This window comes from Pseudomonas fluorescens (assembly GCF_000968015.1).
Lineage (GTDB): Bacteria > Pseudomonadota > Gammaproteobacteria > Pseudomonadales > Pseudomonadaceae > Aquipseudomonas > Aquipseudomonas fluorescens_W.
This window is the reverse complement of the sequence record NZ_LACH01000017.1, coordinates 64482-83775: the sequence shown is the minus strand read 5'-3', so window position 1 is coordinate 83775 and position 19294 is coordinate 64482. Positions and strand designations below refer to the sequence as shown.

General features: G+C 59.9%; 16 protein-coding genes. 9 read left to right on the top strand and 7 right to left on the bottom strand.

The genetic code is table 11. The features are described 5' to 3' along the window. Nucleotides 1–14 precede the first annotated feature (14 nt). The 7 genes from VD17_RS10075 (at nt 15) to VD17_RS10045 (ending at nt 7282) form a co-directional block, all read left to right on the top strand. Nucleotides 15–878, top strand: a complete 864-nt coding sequence (locus VD17_RS10075; RefSeq protein ID WP_046053709.1) for a LysR family transcriptional regulator — start codon at nt 15–17, stop codon at nt 876–878. Nucleotides 879–1089: 211 nt separating this feature from the next. Next, nucleotides 1090–2166: a putative 2-aminoethylphosphonate ABC transporter ATP-binding protein gene (locus VD17_RS10070; RefSeq protein WP_046053708.1), complete on the top strand. Its 1077-nt coding sequence runs from the start codon at nt 1090–1092 to the stop codon at nt 2164–2166. Beyond that, on the top strand, nt 2166–3890 hold the full coding sequence (locus tag VD17_RS10065) for a putative 2-aminoethylphosphonate ABC transporter permease subunit (RefSeq protein ID WP_046053707.1): 1725 nt from the start codon (nt 2166–2168) through the stop codon (nt 3888–3890). Before VD17_RS10070 ends, VD17_RS10065 begins: the two co-directional genes overlap by 1 nt. 40 nt (nt 3891–3930) lie before the next feature. Then, the gene (locus tag VD17_RS10060; protein ID WP_046053706.1) at nt 3931–4956 is read left to right on the top strand and encodes a putative 2-aminoethylphosphonate ABC transporter substrate-binding protein; all 1026 of its coding nucleotides are present in this window, start codon (nt 3931–3933) and stop codon (nt 4954–4956) included. Nucleotides 4957–5074: 118 nt separating this feature from the next. Next, nucleotides 5075–6208, top strand: a complete 1134-nt coding sequence (locus VD17_RS10055) for a TIGR03364 family FAD-dependent oxidoreductase (protein ID WP_046053705.1) — start codon at nt 5075–5077, stop codon at nt 6206–6208. Further along, entirely contained in the window at nt 6208–6774 is a 567-nt protein-coding gene (locus VD17_RS10050) for a phosphonate degradation HD-domain oxygenase (RefSeq protein ID WP_046053704.1), read from the top strand. The genes VD17_RS10055 and VD17_RS10050 overlap by 1 nt, the downstream gene beginning before the upstream one ends. 85 nt (nt 6775–6859) lie before the next feature. Beyond that, complete coding sequence (locus VD17_RS10045; RefSeq protein WP_046053703.1) at nt 6860–7282, top strand: hypothetical protein; 423 nt, start codon at nt 6860–6862, stop codon at nt 7280–7282. A gap of 142 nt (nt 7283–7424) precedes the next feature. On the opposite strand, the gene VD17_RS10040 is transcribed toward VD17_RS10045, so the two are convergent. After that, a complete protein-coding gene (locus VD17_RS10040) occupies nt 7425–8801 on the bottom strand; it encodes a GTPase/DUF3482 domain-containing protein (RefSeq protein ID WP_046053702.1) in 1377 nt (458 codons plus the stop codon). Further along, nucleotides 8794–10164, bottom strand: a complete 1371-nt coding sequence (locus VD17_RS10035) for a DUF2868 domain-containing protein (protein ID WP_046053701.1) — start codon at nt 10162–10164, stop codon at nt 8794–8796. Before VD17_RS10035 ends, VD17_RS10040 begins: the two co-directional genes overlap by 8 nt. An 85-nt stretch (nt 10165–10249) precedes the next feature. On the opposite strand from VD17_RS10035, the gene VD17_RS10030 reads away from it, so the two are divergent. Next, nucleotides 10250–10762, top strand: coding sequence for a dihydrofolate reductase (locus VD17_RS10030; protein ID WP_046053700.1), 513 nt, complete (start codon nt 10250–10252; stop codon nt 10760–10762). An 88-nt stretch (nt 10763–10850) separates the two neighbouring features. On the opposite strand, the gene VD17_RS10025 is transcribed toward VD17_RS10030, so the two are convergent. Further along, on the bottom strand, nt 10851–12242 hold the full coding sequence (locus VD17_RS10025) for an L-cystine transporter (RefSeq protein WP_046053699.1): 1392 nt from the start codon (nt 12240–12242) through the stop codon (nt 10851–10853). Nucleotides 12243–12483: 241 nt separating this feature from the next. Between VD17_RS10025 and VD17_RS10020 the strand changes: the two genes are divergently transcribed. Continuing rightward, on the top strand, nt 12484–13539 hold the full coding sequence (locus VD17_RS10020; RefSeq protein WP_046053698.1) for a phosphorylcholine phosphatase: 1056 nt from the start codon (nt 12484–12486) through the stop codon (nt 13537–13539). A 187-nt stretch (nt 13540–13726) separates the two neighbouring features. Here the strand turns inward: VD17_RS10020 and ilvD are convergent, their stop codons facing one another. The 4 genes from ilvD to VD17_RS10000 form a co-directional block, all read right to left on the bottom strand. Next, nucleotides 13727–15568 (bottom strand): dihydroxy-acid dehydratase, encoded by a 1842-nt coding sequence (ilvD, locus tag VD17_RS10015; RefSeq protein ID WP_033060521.1) that lies wholly within the window; start codon nt 15566–15568, stop codon nt 13727–13729. 258 nt (nt 15569–15826) lie between these two features. Next, a complete protein-coding gene (locus VD17_RS10010; protein ID WP_046053697.1) occupies nt 15827–17038 on the bottom strand; it encodes an MFS transporter in 1212 nt (403 codons plus the stop codon). Continuing rightward, nucleotides 17031–18008 (bottom strand): diiron oxygenase, encoded by a 978-nt coding sequence (locus tag VD17_RS10005; RefSeq protein ID WP_046053696.1) that lies wholly within the window; start codon nt 18006–18008, stop codon nt 17031–17033. The genes VD17_RS10010 and VD17_RS10005 overlap by 8 nt, the downstream gene beginning before the upstream one ends. Further along, nucleotides 18005–19084: a SagB family peptide dehydrogenase gene (locus VD17_RS10000; RefSeq protein WP_046053695.1), complete on the bottom strand. Its 1080-nt coding sequence runs from the start codon at nt 19082–19084 to the stop codon at nt 18005–18007. Before VD17_RS10000 ends, VD17_RS10005 begins: the two co-directional genes overlap by 4 nt. Nucleotides 19085–19294: the final 210 nt, after the last annotated feature.

Genomic DNA, 19294 nt, shown 5'->3' with positions numbered 1-19294 from the left:
GATGAGGAAAGGGTGTGCTGAGTGCCGAGCTGAAGGCGTTTTACATGGTTGCCCGCCTGGGCAGCATTACCCTGGCGGCGAAAAAACTCGGCCTGAGCCAACCCACGGTGACCACGCAGATTCGCAATCTGGAAAGCCAGTACTCGGTTGAACTGTTCTACCGTGGTGGCCGCCGCCTCAGCGTCAGCGATGAAGGCGCGCGGTTGCTGCCGATGGTCAAGGCGCTGTTGCAGCAGGAAGCCGACATCGAGTTTTTCCTGCGCAACAGCGGTCAGGTCCAAGGCACGTTGCGCATCGCCGCGACCGCGCCGTATTACATCCTCGATCTGGTGAAGACTTTTCGCGAGCGCTTGCCGCAGGTGGAAGTGTCGGTGGAAATCGGCAACTCCCAGCAGGTGCTTGAAGCCCTGGAGGATTACCGGGTGGATGTCGCGGCGTCGTCGCAGTTACTCGACGATGCACGGCTGATTCGCCGGGTGCTCGGCAGCGATCCTCTGGTGCTGGCGGTGCATCGCAATCATCCGCTGGCGGTCCACGACCATGTGCCGCTCAGTGCGTTGGCCGGGCATACGTTATTGATGCGCGAATCGGGCTCGACCACTCGACGTCTGACCGAGGAATTGCTGGTCAGCGCCGGGGTGAGTTTCGGGCCGCTGCTGGAGATTGGCAGCCGTGAGTCGATCCGTGAGGCGGTGTTGCGCAATATCGGCATCAGCATCATTGCCCGGCAGGAAGTGCCGCATGATCCGCAACTACGCGTGCTGACCATCGAGAATGCGCCGCAGATTCCCGAGTATTTGTATTGCCTCAAGGAACGCAAAGGCGCGCGTTTGCCAGCGGCATTTCTCGGCCTGGCGCAGGAAATGGCTCCGGCCTGATATCTCGGTTGCCTGGTCTGGCCTCATCGCGAGCAAGCTCGCTCCCACATTTTGAAATGCGTTCCCCTGTGGGAGCGAGCTTGCTCGCGATGGCGCCAGTGCAGGCAACCCAAATCCCTGAATACCACTATCAGCCGTTTTTGCCTCACTGCCACATGACGGACGCATTACAAATCTAGGATGGCCCTCATCTGCTTGATGAGGCCTGTCCATGAACCACTCGATCGCAACTGCCCTGACCAACCCCGGCGCCCCGATGAAAGTGCGCGGCGTGCAGAAGCGCTTCGGCGCCTTCACCGCGCTGGATAACGTTTCCCTCGACGTGGCGGCCGGTGAACTGGTGTGTCTGCTCGGTCCGTCGGGCTGCGGCAAAACCACCTTGCTGCGTTGCATCGCCGGTCTTGAGAAGCAGGACAGCGGCGAGTTGTACCTCGGCGATCGCAACGTTTCCCACCTGGCGCCTCAGGCTCGGGACTACGGCATTCTGTTTCAATCCTACGCGCTGTTCCCCAATCTCACCGTCGAAGCGAACATCGCCTACGGCCTCGCCGGCAGTGGTCGCGATGAAGTGCGCAAGCGTGTCGGTCAGATGCTGGAGCTGGTCGGCCTGATCGGCAGTGAGAAAAAGTACCCTGGACAATTGTCCGGTGGCCAACAGCAGCGCGTCGCACTGGCTCGGGCATTGGCGCCGGCGCCTTCCTTGTTGTTGCTGGACGAACCGATGTCGGCCCTCGACGCCCGAGTCCGCGAGCATCTGTGCACCGAACTGCGCCAGCTGCAGCGCAACCTTGGCATCACCACCCTGATGGTCACCCACAATCAGGACGAGGCCATGCTGATGGCCGACCGCATCGCCGTGATGAACAACGGCAAGGTCGAGCAATACGCCACGCCACAGGAAATCTACGACCGCCCGGCCACACCGTTTGTGGCGGAGTTCGTCGGTCAGGGCAACTGGCTGCCATTTCAGCGCAGCAGCGACAGCCACGCCCAGGTCGGCGGGATGAGCATGCGCCTGGCGGATGGCAGCGCCAAAACCACGTCGGGCCGTCTGTTCTGCCGCCCCGAAGCGATCAACGTCAACCCGCCGGTGCATGAAGAAAACCTGTTCCCGGCCAAGGTTCGCGAGATCACCTTCCTCGGCAACCGCTGCCGCATGAGCTTCGAACTCGATCAACTGCCGGGCCACGCATTGCTCGCGGAACTGGCACCGGAAGCCATGCCACGCCTCGGCGCGCAGCAGATCATGGTCGCCTTGCCTCCGCGCAGCCTGCAGGTGTTTGCCTGATGAGCGCGAACCTCGCGCTGCCGATACCGCACAAGCAGGTTCGGCAGACCTCCCGTGCCGAAATCGGCGACCGGGTGTTCGTGGTCGGCGGCAAAGTCCTGTTGTTGGTGTTGCTCTGCGTTGCGGTATTGATGCCGTTGCTGGCGATCTTCTGGCGCGGTTTCAGTTCGGAAACCGGGCAGGGCGGCGGTCTGGTGGCTGCCCGTGAATTGGTGACCAGTGCCAATTTCCACTGGTTGCTCGGCAATAGCCTGAAAGTTTCCCTCAGCGTGGCGGCGATTGTCGTACCGCTGGCTTACCTGTTTGCCTACGCCCTGCAACGCACATTGATTCCAGGTAAAGGCATCTGGCGTGGGATGTCGCTGTTGCCGCTGATGGCGCCATCGATGTTGCCGGGCATTGCGCTGGTTTATCTGTTCGGCAACCAGGGCATGCTGCGCGGTTTGCTCTCGGACAATATCTACGGCTTCTGGGGCATTGTTCTGGGGGAGGTCATCTACACCTTCCCACACGCGCTGATGATTCTGCTGTCGGCGCTGTCCCTGGCAGATGCGCGATTGTTCGATGCCGCCTCCAGCATGGGCGCCAGTCCGGCGAAAGCCTTTCGTAGCATCACTTGGCCGGCGACTCGTCAGGCTGTGTTCGCGGCGTTCTGTCTGGTGTTCACCCTGACCATCACCGATTTCGGCGTGCCCGTGGTGGTCGGTGGCGATTATCAGGTGCTGGCGCTGGAAGCCTACAAAGCCGTAGTCGGCCAGCAACAGTTCGGTCGCGGCGCATTGATCGGCATGGTCCTGCTGCTGCCGGCGCTGTTCAGCTTCGGTGTTGACGCCTGGCTGCGTCGGCGTCACGGCGATTCCATGAGCGGTCGGGCACAGGTCTTTCAACCGGCACCTTCGAAGCTGCGGGACGGCTGCTACCTGGCGATCGTGCTGCTGATCTGTGCGGTGTTGCTGCTGGTGTTCGGCATGGCGGTGTATTCGTCACTGGTGAAATTCTGGCCGTACAACCTGTCGCTGTCGCTCAATCATTACCAGTTCAACGACACGGCGGGCGGCGGCTGGCTGGCCTATGGCAACAGCGTGAAGATGGCGCTGTGCACGGCATTGATCGGCAGCGTGCTGATCTTTACCGGCGCGTACCTGATGGAAAAAACCAAGGGCCAGCGCGGGCTGAACCTGACCCTGCGCATGCTCAGTTTCGTACCGATGGCGGTGCCGGGTCTGGTGCTCGGTCTGGGTTACGTCTTCTTCTTCAACCTCACCGGCAACCCGCTGCATGTGCTCTACGGGACCATGACCCTGCTGGTGGTCTCCACCATTGCTCACTATTTGACCACTGCTCAAATGACCGCCACCACCGCGTTGCGCCAACTCGACGCCGAGTTCGAAGCCGCCGCGCTGTCACTCAAGGCGCCGCTGTATCGGCATTACCTGCGCGTCACCGTGCCGATCTGCCTGCCGGCGCTGCTGGACATCGTGCGCTACCTGTTCGTCTCGGCCATGACCACCGTTTCGGCGGCGATCTTCCTCTACAGCCCCGACACCATCCTCGCAGCGGTGGCGGTGCTGAACATGGACGACGCCGGCAACGTCGGCGGCGCGGCGGCGATGTCGACTTTGATTCTGTTCACCTCGGCGGGCGTGTCCCTGCTGCTGGCCTGGGCTTCGCGCGGTTTGCTGCGCCGCTCCCAGGCTTGGCGGCAGACCGCGCCTGGTCACTGATTTCCAATCCCGCAAACCTCAACTCAAACAGGAAAAGATCATGTTCAAGCCTATGGCCCTGGCCGCTGCTGTCCTCACCGCTTTCAGCCTGAATGCCTTCGCGGCGAAAACCGAGTTGACGGTGTACACCGCCCTCGAAGCCGAACAACTGAAGACCTATAAAGAAGCCTTCGAAAAGGCCAACCCGGACGTCGAGATCAAGTGGGTGCGCGACTCCACCGGCATCATCACCGCCAAACTGCTGGCCGAAAAAGCCCGCCCGCAGGCTGATGCGGTGTGGGGCCTGGCCGCTTCGAGCCTGGCGATCCTTGACCAGCAAGGCATGCTGCAAAGCTACGCGCCGAAGGACCTCGGCAAAATCGGCGGCAACTACCGCGACGCCGCCAACCCGCCGGCCTGGGTCGGCATGGACGTCTGGGCCGCGACCATTTGCTTCAACACCGTTGAAGCCGAAAAACAGGGTTTGAGCAAACCCGTGAGCTGGCAGGACCTGACCAAGCCTGAGTACAAAGGCAAGATCGTCATGCCCAACCCGGCTTCGTCCGGCACCGGTTTTCTCGACGTCAGCGCCTGGCTGCAAACCTTCGGCGAGAAGCAGGGTTGGGCGTACATGGACGGTCTGCACCAGAACATCGGCCAGTACGTTCACTCCGGTTCCAAGCCTTGCAAACTGGCGGCGGCGGGTGAATTCCCGATCGGTATTTCCTTTGAATACCCGGCCGTTCAGTTGAAACGCCAGGGCGCGCCGCTGGACATCATCCTGCCGAAAGAAGGCCTGGGCTGGGAGATCGAAGCCACCGCCGTGATCAAGGGCACACCGCATGAAGACGCGGCGAAGAAACTGGCTGACTTCTCCGCCAGCCCGGCGGCGATGGAGCTTTATAAAGAGAACTTCGCCGTCCTCGCGCAGCCAGGTATCGCCAAGCCGCAAACCGAATTGCCGGCGGATTATGAGCAGCGTTTGATCAAGAACGACTTTGCCTGGGCCTCGAAGAATCGCGACGAAATCCTGACCGAGTGGCGCAAGCGCTATGACGGCAAGTCCGAGAAAGTGGCTGCCAAGTAAGATCTTCATCGGCTGACAGGGCCTCATCGCGAGCAAGCTCGCTCCCACACTTGGAATGCATTCCCCTGTGGGAGCGAGCCTGCTCGCGAAGGCGGCTTCGAATTCAGGACAAAACCCCATGACACAACATAACGACATGCTGATCGTCGGTGCCGGCATTCTCGGTCTGTCCCACGCCTACGCCGCCGCCAAGCGCGGTCTGAAAGTCACCGTTTTCGAGCGCAGCGAAACGCCTTTGGGCGCCTCGGTACGCAACTTCGGCCAGGCACTGGTCACCGGCCAACCCCCGGGCCCGATGCTTGAACTGGCCAAGGCCAGCCGCGAGATCTGGGGCCAATGGGCGCAGCTCGCCGGTATGCAACTCAAGCGCAACGGCTCGTACCTGTTTGCCCGCACCGAAGCCGAAGAACACCTGCTGGAAGCCTTCTGCGCCGGTCGCGCCGTGGAGCACGGTTACCGCGTCGACCTGTTGCGCGGCGCTGAATTGCGCGATTTGTACCGCGGTCAGTTCAGCCATCACCGCGCCGCGTTACACGGCATGGACGATCAACAATTGTATTCCCGTGAAGCGATACCAGCGCTGATCGACTACCTGCACCGAGAACTCGGCGTCGAGTTTCACTTCTCCACCCTGGTGCGCGACATCGAGCCCGGCCGCTTGCACAGCACCGCCGGATCCTTCAGCGCCGAACAGATCATCGTCTGTTCCGGCCACGATTATCAGACGCTGCTGGCCGAGCCGATCGCCAAGCTCAACCCGCAAATCTGCCGCCTGCAAATGCTTCGCGCTCGACCGCAAATCAACCTCAATTTGCAACACGCGTTGCTCACCGGTTTGAGTTGCGTGCACTACGGCGCCTTCGCCGATCTGCCGGAAGCGGCGGCGGTGCAAGCGCAAATCCTGCGCGAGGAACCGCACCTGCATGAAAACGGCATTCACCTGCTGATCAGCCCGACGCCTTACGGTGAGTTGATCATCGGCGACTCCCACCATTACGGCAGCGACCCGTCGCCGTTCAATGCCGAGCAAGTGGACAACTGGATGATTGAACTGGCCGAGCAGACGTTGGGTTGCAAGGTGCAAGTGGTCGAACGCTGGCAGGGTGTCTATGGTTCACGGGGGCCGGGGCCATTCTCGTTTCTGCATCCGATGCCGGGTGTGAGCGTGGCACTGATGCACACGGGTGTCGGCATGAGCGTCGGGCCGGCGATGGCTGAACGCAACGTAGCGAGTGTGTTGGGAGAGCTTTGATGGGCTGCAATGAGCAAGTGATCGCTGAGGTGTTCGCGTTGTACGAGCGCTTTGGTGACAGCGATTACATCGGCGAGCCGGTGTCGCAGATCGAGCACATGTCACAGGCGGCGGAACTGGCCATGGCCGAGGGCTTCGATGACGAAGTGGTGTTGGCCGCGTTCTTCCACGACATCGGGCATATCTGCGCCGAGAACGCCGAGAACATGGGCGGCTTCGGCGTGGTCAGTCACGAACGGTTGGGCGCGGATTATTTACGCCGCGCAGGTTTCAGTGAGCGCATGGCGCGGCTTGTGGAATACCACGTTCAGGCCAAGCGTTATCTGACGCTCAAAGAGCCTGGGTACTACGAGCGCTTGAGTGAAGCCAGTCGCCGCACTCTGGAATACCAGGGCGGAGTGATGAGCACTGAAGAGGCCGAAGCCTTCGAGCAAGATCCGTTGTGTGCGGTCAGTTTGCGAATGCGGCAGTGGGATGAGCAGGCCAAGGAAATGGCGGTGCCGGTGATTGATCTTGAGGTGTTGAAGCGCAAGGCCGCGAAGGTTTTGTCCGGCGAGGCGCGTTGAGTTGTCTCACAGGCAATAGGGAAGCAGCGGATGGATTGGCTTGCGGTATTGGGCCAGTCTGGGCTTTTCCCAAGGAAGCGCACGGATGCGTTATTTGAAAGTGATTGCACAGGAACGAAGCGGTCAGGGCGTGGCAGATACCGTTCATTTTGAGTTCTATGAAGATGATCAGTTGCAGCGCAAGGCGACGGAGGCGGATCGACAGCGGCTCAAGTCTTTCAGCAAAACGTATTTGAAATGCGCCTGGTCCAACAGCGGGGAGGGTGAGGGCCGTCACTTGCGAATCTTCTCGCAGAATCCATCCGCTGACGGCACGCCTGAAACGGTACGCCTGCATTTTCATGAAGGGCCGACGATTGCCTACAAGGCAGCGGCTCGCGATCTTGATAACGATGGGGTTTTCGAGCTGATATTGAGTTCGGATGTGGACAACGACGGGCGGGCGGATCGCACGGATCGAAGTCGTGTGACGGCGCTGGTGAAACAGTTTTTGAAGGCGGGGTGGTAGCGTTCAAGACGCGAGACCGAGTTGCGGCCATCGCGAGCAAGCTCGCTCCCACATTTGACCTCGATACACTGGAGATCCCCTGTGGGAGCGAGCTTGCTCCGGGCGGCGTTCCGACGATGGGGCCAGAACCGGCGCCGCAAGTTCAGAGCTGCTGCGCCAACTCTTCAATCTGTTCCTGTCGCTCTGCCTGGCTCAACTTCGGATGCGGATTCAGCGACGACCACTGCGGATGCGCCCGAGCCTTGTTCAGTGCCTCGGGCAGTTTGCCTTCGCGCCAGGTTTTGTCCTGGGGCGTGGCCACCTGAATGCTGTCCATTGCCGCATGCCCACGCGCATCGAGCGCTTGCAGCAGTTGCCGCTGACGCAACGCCAAGAGCCGCAGCACGCTGTCATCGACGGTCAGCTCTCGCTGGCCTTTGATCTTGCCCAGCAGGCGGCTGCCATAACTGCGGGCGGTTTGCAGGGCGCCGCCAGCGATCGCCCCGGCCAATGCCGCTGCGCCAAGGGTCAGCCCGCCCACCAACAGATCAACCCCGGCCCCGGCTGCCGCGCCGGCCGCGATACCGCCACCGACCCGCACGCCGAGCTGTTTCAGTGTTTCCGGGTTGAACAGGTCATCACCCCAGCGGCCATCGAGCAGTGGCAGATCACTGGCCGCCGCATCCTGTGGACGAAAGGCGTACAGCTTGAGCAGCGCTTCGACGCAGCGTTGTTCCCGTTGTCGAACCGCTTTGCGCAATTCGCTGATGGCCTGCTGTTCTTGCTCGGCTTCGCTGACCACGCTGCGTCGGCACGCGGCGCAGTCGATCAATAATTCGGCAATCAGCCGTGCCGCACTCTGTTGGCGGGCCTGGCGTTGGGCTTGCTGATCGGCGATCAAGCGTTCCAGTTGCGGGCGGGCATTTTCCAGCAGCAGCGCGAGGCTTTCATACAGTCGACGTTCGCCGTCCTCCGGTGGTGCGACGCTGTCGAAACGCACCAAGGCGTGCAAGCCCAGACGTGCCAACGCTTCGCGCCAATCCGGCTCGCGGTGGTTGGCGCTGCTGACAAAGTTCAGCACCGGCAGCAGCGGTTTTCCGCAGCTGGCCAACACTTCCAGTTCGTCGCGGTACTTGGCCAGTACCGGTTCCCGGGCGTCGATCACGTAGAGACCGGCGTCGCAGGTCAGCAGTTGCCGCAGCACCTTGGCTTCCTGTTCAAACCGTTGTCGCGCTTCGCTGCCGTCAAGAAATCGCGCTAACCGTGCCGGGCCGTCGAGGCGTTCACCCGGTCGTTCCAGACGTTCGAGGTAGTCGAGCAGTGCGATGGCGTCTTCCAGGCCCGGCGTGTCGAAGAGATCGAGCAACGGCTCGCCGTCTACCGACAACCGTGCGCCCTCGACGTGTCGTGTGGTGCTCGGGCGATGAGAGACTTCGCCGAAGCCGACATCGCGGGTCAGCGTTCGCAGCAACGAGGTTTTGCCGACGTTGGTGTGGCCGACCACGGCGAGCTTTAAGGGCGGTTTCCAGGGGTTAGTCATGACCGCTCTCCAGCCAGTTCAACGGCGCGCAATCGGCGAACGGCAGGTCTAGCTGTTGCAGCGCCACGTGCCAGTCGCCCAGCCTTTCGGCATCCAGCGCTTCGCCCGGCGGTGCTTGTAGCAGCCAGACGCGGGTGGCGCTGGCGCTGCGCGCCAGTTCGGCTATCAATGCCAGACTGCCGCGGTCCGGCGAACGTCGCGGATCGCAAGCGATGGCCAGACGGGCCGGGGGAAAGCGGCTCAGCTGTTCGAGGAGTTTGTGCCGCGATTCGCGACTGTCGAGGATGCCGGCGTTGCCCACGGTTTTCGGTAATTGCGGCGGCCATGGACGTTGATCGTCCAGCTCGATGGCCACCAACAGCGCGCCATCGCTTGGCAGATCGCTGACACCGTTTTCGATTCGGTGCAGTTGCTCTGGCGCCGCGTCGCTGATGCCAAGGCGTTCACTGGTGGGCATCAGCCGTTCACGCAGTTGGGCGTAACCGGGCAGGTTCAAATCCAGACGCAATGCCGCTTGCCCGGTTTTCCAGCGCCACAGGCAGAACAGCGCCAGCAACAGTCGCGGCAACACACCGTAGACCACCAGCACGCCGACCAGCCATGTTGCCCAGGCCTGGCGGGCGCTTTCGATGTTCAGCGCGGCATCGCCGCTGGCGCGGATCATTTCCACGGTCGGAACGTTGAAACCAAGCAGGGCCGGCAGGGCGCCGAGGGCCTGGGTCATGGCGACGAAAGTGTCGCCGCCCAGGAGCGTGGTTTCCCAGACGAAGCCGTAACGCCGGGTCGCCATCAGCATCAACAGAATCACCAGCGCACTGAGCATCGCCAGCAACCACAAGCCGTTGACCAGTACGCCGACCGCCCAGCGATTGAGTTTCTGTCGTTGCAGCAAGAGCAGCAGGGCCGGGGCCATTTGCGCGGCTTTGGCATCGCGGGCGAGTTTTTCGCTGAGCCATAACCATAAGCGTCCCAGCGTTGCGCCATGTTCACCGGCAAACACCAGGCCCAGCGCCCAGCTCAGCAGCAGAATCAGGTTCAGCCCCAGCAGACTGCCCAAGGCCCAGAACACATTGACTGGAGTCTGCCCGTCGCCCATTGCGGCAAACGCCAGGCCGGCGCCGCTGACAATGGCCAGCACCGCCATCACGATCAGCGCCAGACGCGCGCCTTGAAGCCAATGCTGGAGGGCGTTGGTCAGTCCGTCGCGCTCGGCGAGCCACAACGCGCGGCGTTGAATTCGTGTCGGCAGGTCACCACCGGCGCTGCGGGCCAGTCGGTTGGCTTCCAGATCATCCAGGGGGCCTGCGTGCTCTTCACGCAGGCGAATGGTTTCCGTCAACCAGAGGTTATTCAGTTCAGTCACGCGGCATCCCGTCGCTCAATTGAGCTGTGAGCATAACCGCTGTGGCGCTTATCGGGTGACGGATGGCTCTGGTATCCTCGCCGGCATGACTAAATCACTCCCCCTCAGCCTGATTGCAGCCCTCGGTGAAAACCGTGTGATCGGCGTCGACAACAGCATGCCCTGGCACTTGCCGGGGGACTTCAAATACTTCAAGGCCACCACCCTCGGCAAGCCGATCATCATGGGTCGCAAGACCTGGGATTCCCTCGGTCGTCCGTTGCCGGGCCGGTTGAACATCGTGGTCAGCCGTCAGGTGGATCTGGTGCTGGAAGGCGCGGAGGTTTATCCGTCGCTGGAGGCCGCCGTTGTTCGGGCCGAAGCATGGGCGAAAGAACAGGGCGTCGATGAGCTGATGCTGATTGGCGGCGCGCAGTTGTATGCGCAAGGGTTGGCACAGGCTGATCGGCTGTATTTGACGCGCGTGGCGCTGAGCCCGGAAGGGGATGCGTGGTTTCCGGCGTTTGATTTGAACCAGTGGAAGTTGGTGTCGAACGTGCCAAATCCGGCGGAAGGCGACAAGCCTGCGTACAACTTCGAAGTTTGGGAAAAAGCCTAAAAGCATCGCGAGCAGGCTCACTCCTACAGGGGAACGCATTCCAATGTAGGAGTGAGCCTGCTCGCGATGGCGGACAGTCAGACGCTACTTAAGCGTGAGCCAACTCCGCATGCTCATCCGCATCCAACAGCGCTTTATCGGTCTGCTGCATGATCTGGCTGGTGATCGCACCGGCGGTAATCGAACCACTCACGTTCAACGCCGTACGGCCCATGTCGATCAGCGGCTCAACCGAAATCAGCAACGCCACCAGTGACACCGGCAAGCCCATCGCCGGCAACACGATCAGCGCGGCAAACGTCGCGCCACCGCCCACGCCGGCCACACCGGCCGAACTCAGCGTCACAATCGCCACCAGCGTCGCGATCCACAGCGGGTCCAGCGGGTTGATGCCCACGGTTGGCGCAACCATCACCGCCAGCATCGCCGGGTACAGACCGGCACAACCGTTCTGGCCAATGGTCGCGCCGAACGATGCGGCGAAACTGGCGATGGATTGTGGAATACCCAAGCGGCTGGTCTGGGCTTCGATGCTCAGCGGAATAGTCGCAGCGCTGGAACGGCTGGTGAAGGCAAACGTCAGCACCGACCAGATCTTGCGGAAGAAGCGCAGCGGGTTGATCCCGGCCGCCGACACCAGCAAGCCATGGACCACGAACATCAGGCCCAGCCCGATGTAGGAAACCACCACGAAACTGCCGAGTTTGATGATGTCCTGCAGGTTGGAGCCGGCGACCACTTTGGTCATCAGCGCCAATACGCCATACGGGGTCAGCTTCATCACCAGACGCACCAGACGCATCACCCAGGCTTGCAGGGTGTCGATGGCGTTGATCACTTTTTGACCTTTCTCGACGTCATCTTTCAGCAGTTGCAGCGCTGCGACTCCGAGGAACGCAGCAAAAATCACCACGCTGATGATCGAGGTCGGCTTCGCGCGAGCGAGGTCGGCGAACGGGTTTTGCGGAATGAACGACAGCAACAGCTGCGGCACATTCAGGTCGGCAACCTTGCCCGCGTAGTCGGTCTGGATGGTTTGCAGACGCGCCATTTCCTGAGTGCCAGCCACCAGGCCTTCGGCGGTCAGGCCAAACAGGTTGGTCAAACCGATACCGATCAGCGCTGCGATGGCGGTAGTGAACAACAGCGTGCCGATGGTCAGGAAGCTGATCTTGCCCAGCGACGAGGCGTTGTGCAGGCGGGCCACCGCGCTGAGGATCGAGGCAAACACCAGCGGGATCACGATCATTTGCAGCAACTGCACGTAACCGTTGCCCACCAGATCGAACCAGCCGATCGAGGCTTTCAGTACCGGGTTGCCGGCACCGTAAACGGTGTGCAGAGCCACCCCGAAGACCACGCCCATCACCAACGCGAGCAGGACTTTTTTCGCCAGGCTCCACGTGGTGTGACGGGTTTGCGCCAGGCCAAAGAGCAGGGCGAGGAACACCAGCAGATTGAGGATCAGCGGCAGATTCATTGGAACTCCGATAAAGACTTGTGCCGGCTACCTTCCGGTGCAGCCGCGAACCGGCAAGCCTAACAGCTTGAAAACTAATGATTTAATATCAAAAAGGTCTGTTAACTGTCGTTTTTGGAATAAGAGGGTGTCGTTGTCAGAGATGCAGCTGACGCGAAAGGGACGCGGGCGGTCGCAGGCAGACGAGGACTGTCACACTAATTTGTTAGCGTCGATATCTTTGACTCAGGGAGAAATGTTGATGAAGCTCGCACCGAAATTTTTGGCCGCAGCACTCTGCCTAGGCCTTGCCGGCCAGGTATTCGCCACGGATTTGAAGCATTGGCCAGCCGATCAGGCCAAGGCGCTGGACGCAATGATTGCCGCCAACGCCAACAAAGGTAACTACGCGGTGTTCGACATGGACAACACCAGTTACCGCTACGACCTCGAAGAGTCGTTGCTGCCGTTCATGGAAAACAAGGGCCTGATCACCCGCGAGAAACTCGACCCCTCCCTGAAACTGATGCCGTTCAAAGACACTGCCGACCACAAGGAAAGCCTGTTCAGCTACTACTATCGCCTCTGCGAAGTCGACGACATGGTCTGCTATCCATGGGTTGCGCAGGTGTTCTCCGGCTTCACCCTCCAGGAACTCAAAGGCTACGTCGATGAGTTGATGGCGTCCGGTAAACCGGTGCCGGCGACGTATTACGAAGGCGACGTGGTCAAGAACCTCGACGTCAATCCGCCGAAAATCTTCACCGGCCAGAAAGAGCTCTACAACAAACTGATGGAGAACGGCATCGAGGTCTACGTGATGACCGCTGCCTCCGAAGAGCTGGTGCGGATGGTCGCTGCCGATCCGAAGTACGGCTACAACGTCAAACCGCAGAACGTGATCGGGGTGAGCTTGTTGCTCAAGGACCCGAAGACCGGCGAGCTGACCACGGCGCGCAAGCAGATCACCGCGGGCAAGTATGACGAGAAGGCTAACCTCGGCCTCGAACTGACCCCGTACCTGTGGACGCCGGCGACCTGGATGGCCGGCAAGCACGCGGCGATCCTGACCTACATCGATGAGTGGAAAAAACCGGTACTGGTTGGCGGCGATACCCCGAGCAGCGATGGTTACATGCTGTTCCACGATGTCGACGTGGCCAAGGGTGGCATCCACTTGTGGGTCAACCGCAAAGACAAATACATGACCCAGATTAACGGCATGATGGCCAAGCACGCCGCCGCTCAGGCCAAGGAAGGGTTGCAGGTCACAGCGGACAAGAACTGGGTGGTGGTGACGCCGGCAGAAATCCAGTAAGCACCGAAAATCCAGTGTAGGAGTGAGCCTGCTCGCGATAGCGTCGGGTCAGTCGACATTTATGCTGGCTGACACACCGCCTTCGCGAGCAGGCTCGCTCCTACAGTTGATCTCCTATGTTTGGAGGATTTTGGTCAAAAAAATGCCCCGCACTTGGCGGGGCATTTTTTTGTTCAACGGTTAAGCATCACAGTCCGTCGAGCATCGCCTTGTTACGCACAGCACCCTTGTCGGCGCTGGTCGCCAGCAGGGCGTAGGCCTTCAGTGCGGTGGTCACCTTGCGTGGACGTTTTTCCACAGGCTTCCAGCCTTTCTGATCCTGCTCGGCACGGCGGCCGGCCATTTCTTCGTCGCTGATCAACAGGTTGATCGAGCGGTTCGGAATGTCGATCAGCACTTTGTCGCCATCCTGCACCAGACCGATCGCGCCGCCCGCTGCTGCTTCTGGGGAAGCGTGGCCGATGGACAGGCCCGAGGTGCCGCCGGAGAAGCGACCATCGGTGAGCAGGGCGCAGGCTTTGCCCAGGCCTTTGGATTTCAGGTAGGACGTCGGGTACAGCATTTCCTGCATGCCCGGGCCGCCTTTCGGGCCTTCGTAACGAATGATCACGATGTCGCCGGCTTTCACTTCATCCGCGAGGATGCCGCGTACGGCGCTGTCCTGGCTTTCGAAGATCTTCGCGTTGCCTTCGAACACGTGGATCGACTCGTCGACGCCAGCGGTTTTCACCACGCAGCCATCCAGCGCGATGTTGCCGTACAGAACGGCCAGGCCGCCTTCTTTCGAGTAAGCGTGTTCGACACTGCGGATACAGCCGTTTTCACGGTCGTCGTCCAGGGTTTCCCAACGGGTCGACTGGCTGAACGCGGTTTGCGTCGGGATGCCCGCAGGGCCGGCCTTGAAGAAGTGATGCACCGCTTCGTCGTCGGTCTGGGTGATGTCCCACTTGGCGATGCCTTCAGCCAGGGTTTTGCTGTGCACGGTCGGCAGGTCGGTGTGCAGCAGACCACCACGGGCCAGAGAGCCGAGGATGCTGAAGATCCCGCCGGCACGGTGCACGTCTTCCATGTGGTACTTCTGGATGTTCGGCGCAACTTTGCACAGTTGCGGCACGTGACGGGAAAGACGGTCGATGTCGCGCAGGTCGAAATCGATCTCGGCTTCCTGGGCCGCGGCCAGCAAGTGCAGGATGGTGTTAGTGGAACCGCCCATGGCGATGTCCAGCGTCATGGCGTTTTCGAACGCCTTGAAGTTGGCGATGTTGCGCGGCAATACCGACTCATCGTTGTCGTTGTAGTAACGCTTGCACAGCTCGACGATGGTGCGGCCGGCCTGCAGGAACAGCTGTTCGCGGTCACTGTGGGTCGCGAGGGTCGAACCGTTGCCCGGCAATGCCAGACCGAGGGCTTCGACCAGGCAGTTCATCGAGTTGGCGGTGAACATGCCGGAGCACGAACCGCAGGTCGGGCAGGCGCTGCGCTCGTACTCAGCGACTTTCTCGTCAGAAGCGCTGGAGTCGGCGGCGATCACCATGGCGTCGACGAGGTCGAGACCGTGGCTGGCCAGTTTGGTCTTGCCGGCTTCCATCGGGCCGCCGGAAACGAAGATCACCGGGATGTTCAGGCGCAAGGCAGCCATCAGCATGCCTGGGGTGATCTTGTCGCAGTTGGAGATGCAGACGATGGCGTCAGCGCAGTGGGCGTTGACCATGTATTCGACGGAGTCGGCGATGATCTCGCGGCTCGGCAGCGAATACAGCATGCCGTCGTGGCCCATGGCGATGCCGTCATCCACGGCGATGGTGTTGAATTCTTTGGCGACACCGCCGGCGCGTTCGATTTCACGGGCGACCAGTTGGCCCAGGTCCTTGAGGTGGACGTGGCCCGGTACGAACTGGGTGAAGGAGTTGGAAATGGCGATGATCGGCTTTTTGAAGTCGTCATCTTTCATCCCCGTTGCGCGCCACAGTGCGCGGGCGCCGGCCATGTTGCGGCCATGGGTGGATGTTTTCGAGCGGTAATCAGGCATGAAGCACTCCGGGCGGCTAATCAGGTATCAAAAGGGAAGTGAGCTTCTATTGACGTCTGGAACACTCAGAAATGGCCGTGTGTCCGGAAGTTGCCGATAACTTTGCGGGATCGCCGCGCGCTTCAGCTTGAGCTCATAAACCCGCCGGGGGATGACTGGCGATGAATGTCGCGATTCTACACGGCTGGCGTCAGGAGGGAATGCCGGGAAGTGTTGATCCAGTACTGACGGAGTGGACGGAATGACGACTGGTACGTATCACCCGGTATTAAGTGCCTGTTGAGTTTTGTGGTTGATCATTGCGTTCACCCAAAGCCCTGCAACACTCAGTGTCAGGAAGCCAAGGGCCAGAGTCGTGGTCAGGTTTTCGGGCGTCAGATTGATCACCGAGCTGATCACACCGCCGAACATGAAAATCAGCATGGCCCCGACCGAGGTGGAGGCCCCGGCATTCTCCGGGTGAAGACTCATCGCTTTGGAGTTGACGATTGGCCTGGCAATGGTGGTGCCGATGGTGCAAACCAGCATGGAGATCAACACCGTCGCCGCAGAAAGACCGAACTGGCGAGTCAGCCACAGCATGACCCCGCCTGAAACGGCGATCAGGCCCAGGCCGATAATGATCTGGTTGTTGGCTTGCAGGTATCGATGCAGCACGCTGGCTAATATTCCGCCGAATACATATGCCACGCCATACAGCAGCAACGCCCAGGCGAATTCATACGGCGAGAGCGCCAGACGCTCCATGAAAATGATGGGCGAAGAAACGATGAACGAAAAATGGCAGGCGAAGGCCAGGGCCGAAATCAACCAGTAACCCATGAAGCGTACATCCGAACATAAGCGCCGATAAGCACTGAAAAACCCCATGTGTGCTGCGCTTTGGACAGGCGGGATTTCCTTGAGTAACCGGTAGGCACCGAGCCAGGCAACAATCGCCAGTGCAATGAAGACATAAAAACTGCCTTGCCAGCCAAGGCACGATTGCAGCCAGGTTCCCAGCAGCGGCGAAATTGAAATGAACACCCCGCTCCCCGTTACCATCCAGATCCTGATGCGTTCCCGTTCATTACCGACGAATAGATCCTGTATCAGCGCCTGCGACAACGAAAATGACCCGCAACCAATCGCCTGAACCATGCGAAACCCCAGAAACCAGCGGTAGTCGCTGGCGACCATGCAACCAGCCGCTCCAATTGCCGCGATAACAATGCCTCCCAACAGCAGCTTCTTGCGTCCCCACACATCCGACAATGGCCCGACCAATATCACGGACAGTGCCAGGCTGATGGCGAACACGCTGACGGACAGGGCAATCTCGGACGGTGAGGTCTGAAAGTAGTCAGAAAGAGCGGGAAAGGACGGAAGCACCACATCAAGGGGGAAGACGCCAAGCAGTGTCATGGTCATCAACAGAGTGACCGTGCCCCGGCGGTTTTTTTCACTGACTCCGGATTTTCCTTCAGTCATCGACAAGCCCTGCCTTTGCGAAGAGCTGCTGGTTGGATGGCAGGTCGAAGAACCCTGCTTTCTCCATTGCCTGGAGCGTCGCACTTGCCCCCGATCGGGCGCGCTGAAGGCAGGCTTGCGGGCCGGTCAGGGCGCTGAGGATTTCTGCGACGCAATTCTCCCCGAGGCCCACGCTGTTCAGGCTTTCCTTCAGCCATCGCTCATCGACCTCAAAGAAAATCAGGAGGATGTCCACCAGCAGCTTCGCGGCGAACGTGCGTTGGCTGCTGTTCAGGGTCAGCCACAGATAATGGAACACTTCGCAAAAGTAACGACTGTGTCGGGCCTCGTCGGTGAGGTGGTCCCTGAGCATTTCCTGAACGCTGGACACCAACTCGTTGCGGCAAACCTCAAGCAGTTCCCTGGCGATGATGGTCTCGGACACGAAGCCAACGAGAAACCAGGCCAGCGCCTTATGCCTGTCCGGTGCGTGGTCAAGCAGGGCGTTCAGTCGGGTAATGCGGTGCGGCATCACCGGGCGTTGTGTCATGCCGTAGAGGTCGGCTATCTGCTCGGCGAGACTATTGGAGAACAGGGCGTGATAACCCTCATCGGTATAGAGCTGGAGGGCGGACGTTTTCATCCGTCGGGGGATGGACGCACCGAGCTCATCGTGGACGATGGTTTCCACGGAGCGGTTGACGATCCGATGTTCGAGTCGGGTGGTGTAGTCGAGGAAATACACCAGATGGTTGGCTGATAATCGATGGGTGATCGCACTACCGGCTGCTTCGATTTTCGGGTGATTCAGGTAGGGCAGGAAGGCCGGCGGGAACCAGTGTCGTGTTTCCAGTTGCCGTTCCAGATCTGATGGCAATTGATAAATGTGCTCGCTGGTTCGTACCGAGGCTCGGGTGTTCCAGTCGCCGAGGGTGAAGCGCTGGGCCCAGGTGTCGGGCAGTGACAGGTCGTCTGTGCGGGGGCCGGTCATTGGTGTGAGCCTCGGCTGCTTAGCAGCGCTTTCAATTCCTTGCACATCACTTGCCCGTCACTCTGGCCACAACCCACAAAAAACAACGGTTGTTCGGCGCTGACCTCGATCCCTAGCAACGTTTCGACCTGATCGTCCGCCAACGCACCGGTCAGCCAGGTGTTTAACCCAAGTGCGGTGGCCACCAGTTGAAAGGTCTGGGAAATATGACCCGCCTCGACGTAAGCCATTCGGTACGCCCGCGAGTGTTCATATTTCCACCACAGTTTGTCGAAGCGAGCGGTGATAAACAGGCCGACTGGCAGGTTGTTGATGAAATGCTGCCCACACAACAACTGGCCCAAGGGCGAGTCAGGCAGCGGATTGACGAAGCTCAATGCATGTTCGTCGGGGAGGTAGGCGTAGAGCCCGGGATTCAGGCCGCTGACGTTCTGAACATGAAGAAAACCTTCGCAGGCATTCAGCCCGCCACCGGATGGGCTGCTGCGCCGGGCGCCGAGACCTTCGGCGATGGTTTCATCGATGTCGTTGTCGCGCTCACGCAGATAGCCAAGGGACAAATACAAAAGAGTGCCCACATCGTCGAGAGAAACCCCTTCACCTGTGAAGGAGCGACAGGTTTTTCGGTCGATCAACGTCTTTGCAAGTGCGCTTTGCGGCAGACAGGACGGTTGGGGCAGGGCAATCCGCTCGCTTGTCGGACGTTCTGTGAGTCTGACCTCCGGGGCAGGAGTGGCCAGAACTTCGGCGCAATGGTCCAGATAGTGTCTCGACCATTCATTAATATCTTGGGGGACATATTCACAAGGAATGTTCTTGGTGCCGATATGAAATATCTTCGACAGTTCATCCCAGCCCCAATCAAGGGTGTCTTGTATTGAGGTTGTGAGTATTCCCGCGTTCAGGAGTTGCGTGTCTATTATGTTGTTGTCATCAAACTTTTCAGGGGTGTCGATAAGGTGTGCAAGGCGAGTTGAATATTCAAGGTTCAATTCGAACTGTTTGTGGTTCTTGTAATCCCAGACTATTTGGTCGGGAGAGCGAGGAAGTATGAATATATAAGGGTTTATCTGCATGATTGGCGATTCACTCTGGTCTTTGCCATAGAAAACGCTGGGTAGCCGGCACTCCCCAGCGTTTCATTTACTTAGCGGATTTTTGGCGCAACCAGAAAAGCCAGGTTAGCGATTTTGTTAGCTTCCAGAGTAATTGCTTTCATGTTTTTAACTCCTTGTAATTGATAGTGAGTGTCACTCCTTTGTGACGACTTAATCATAGTTTGTAAT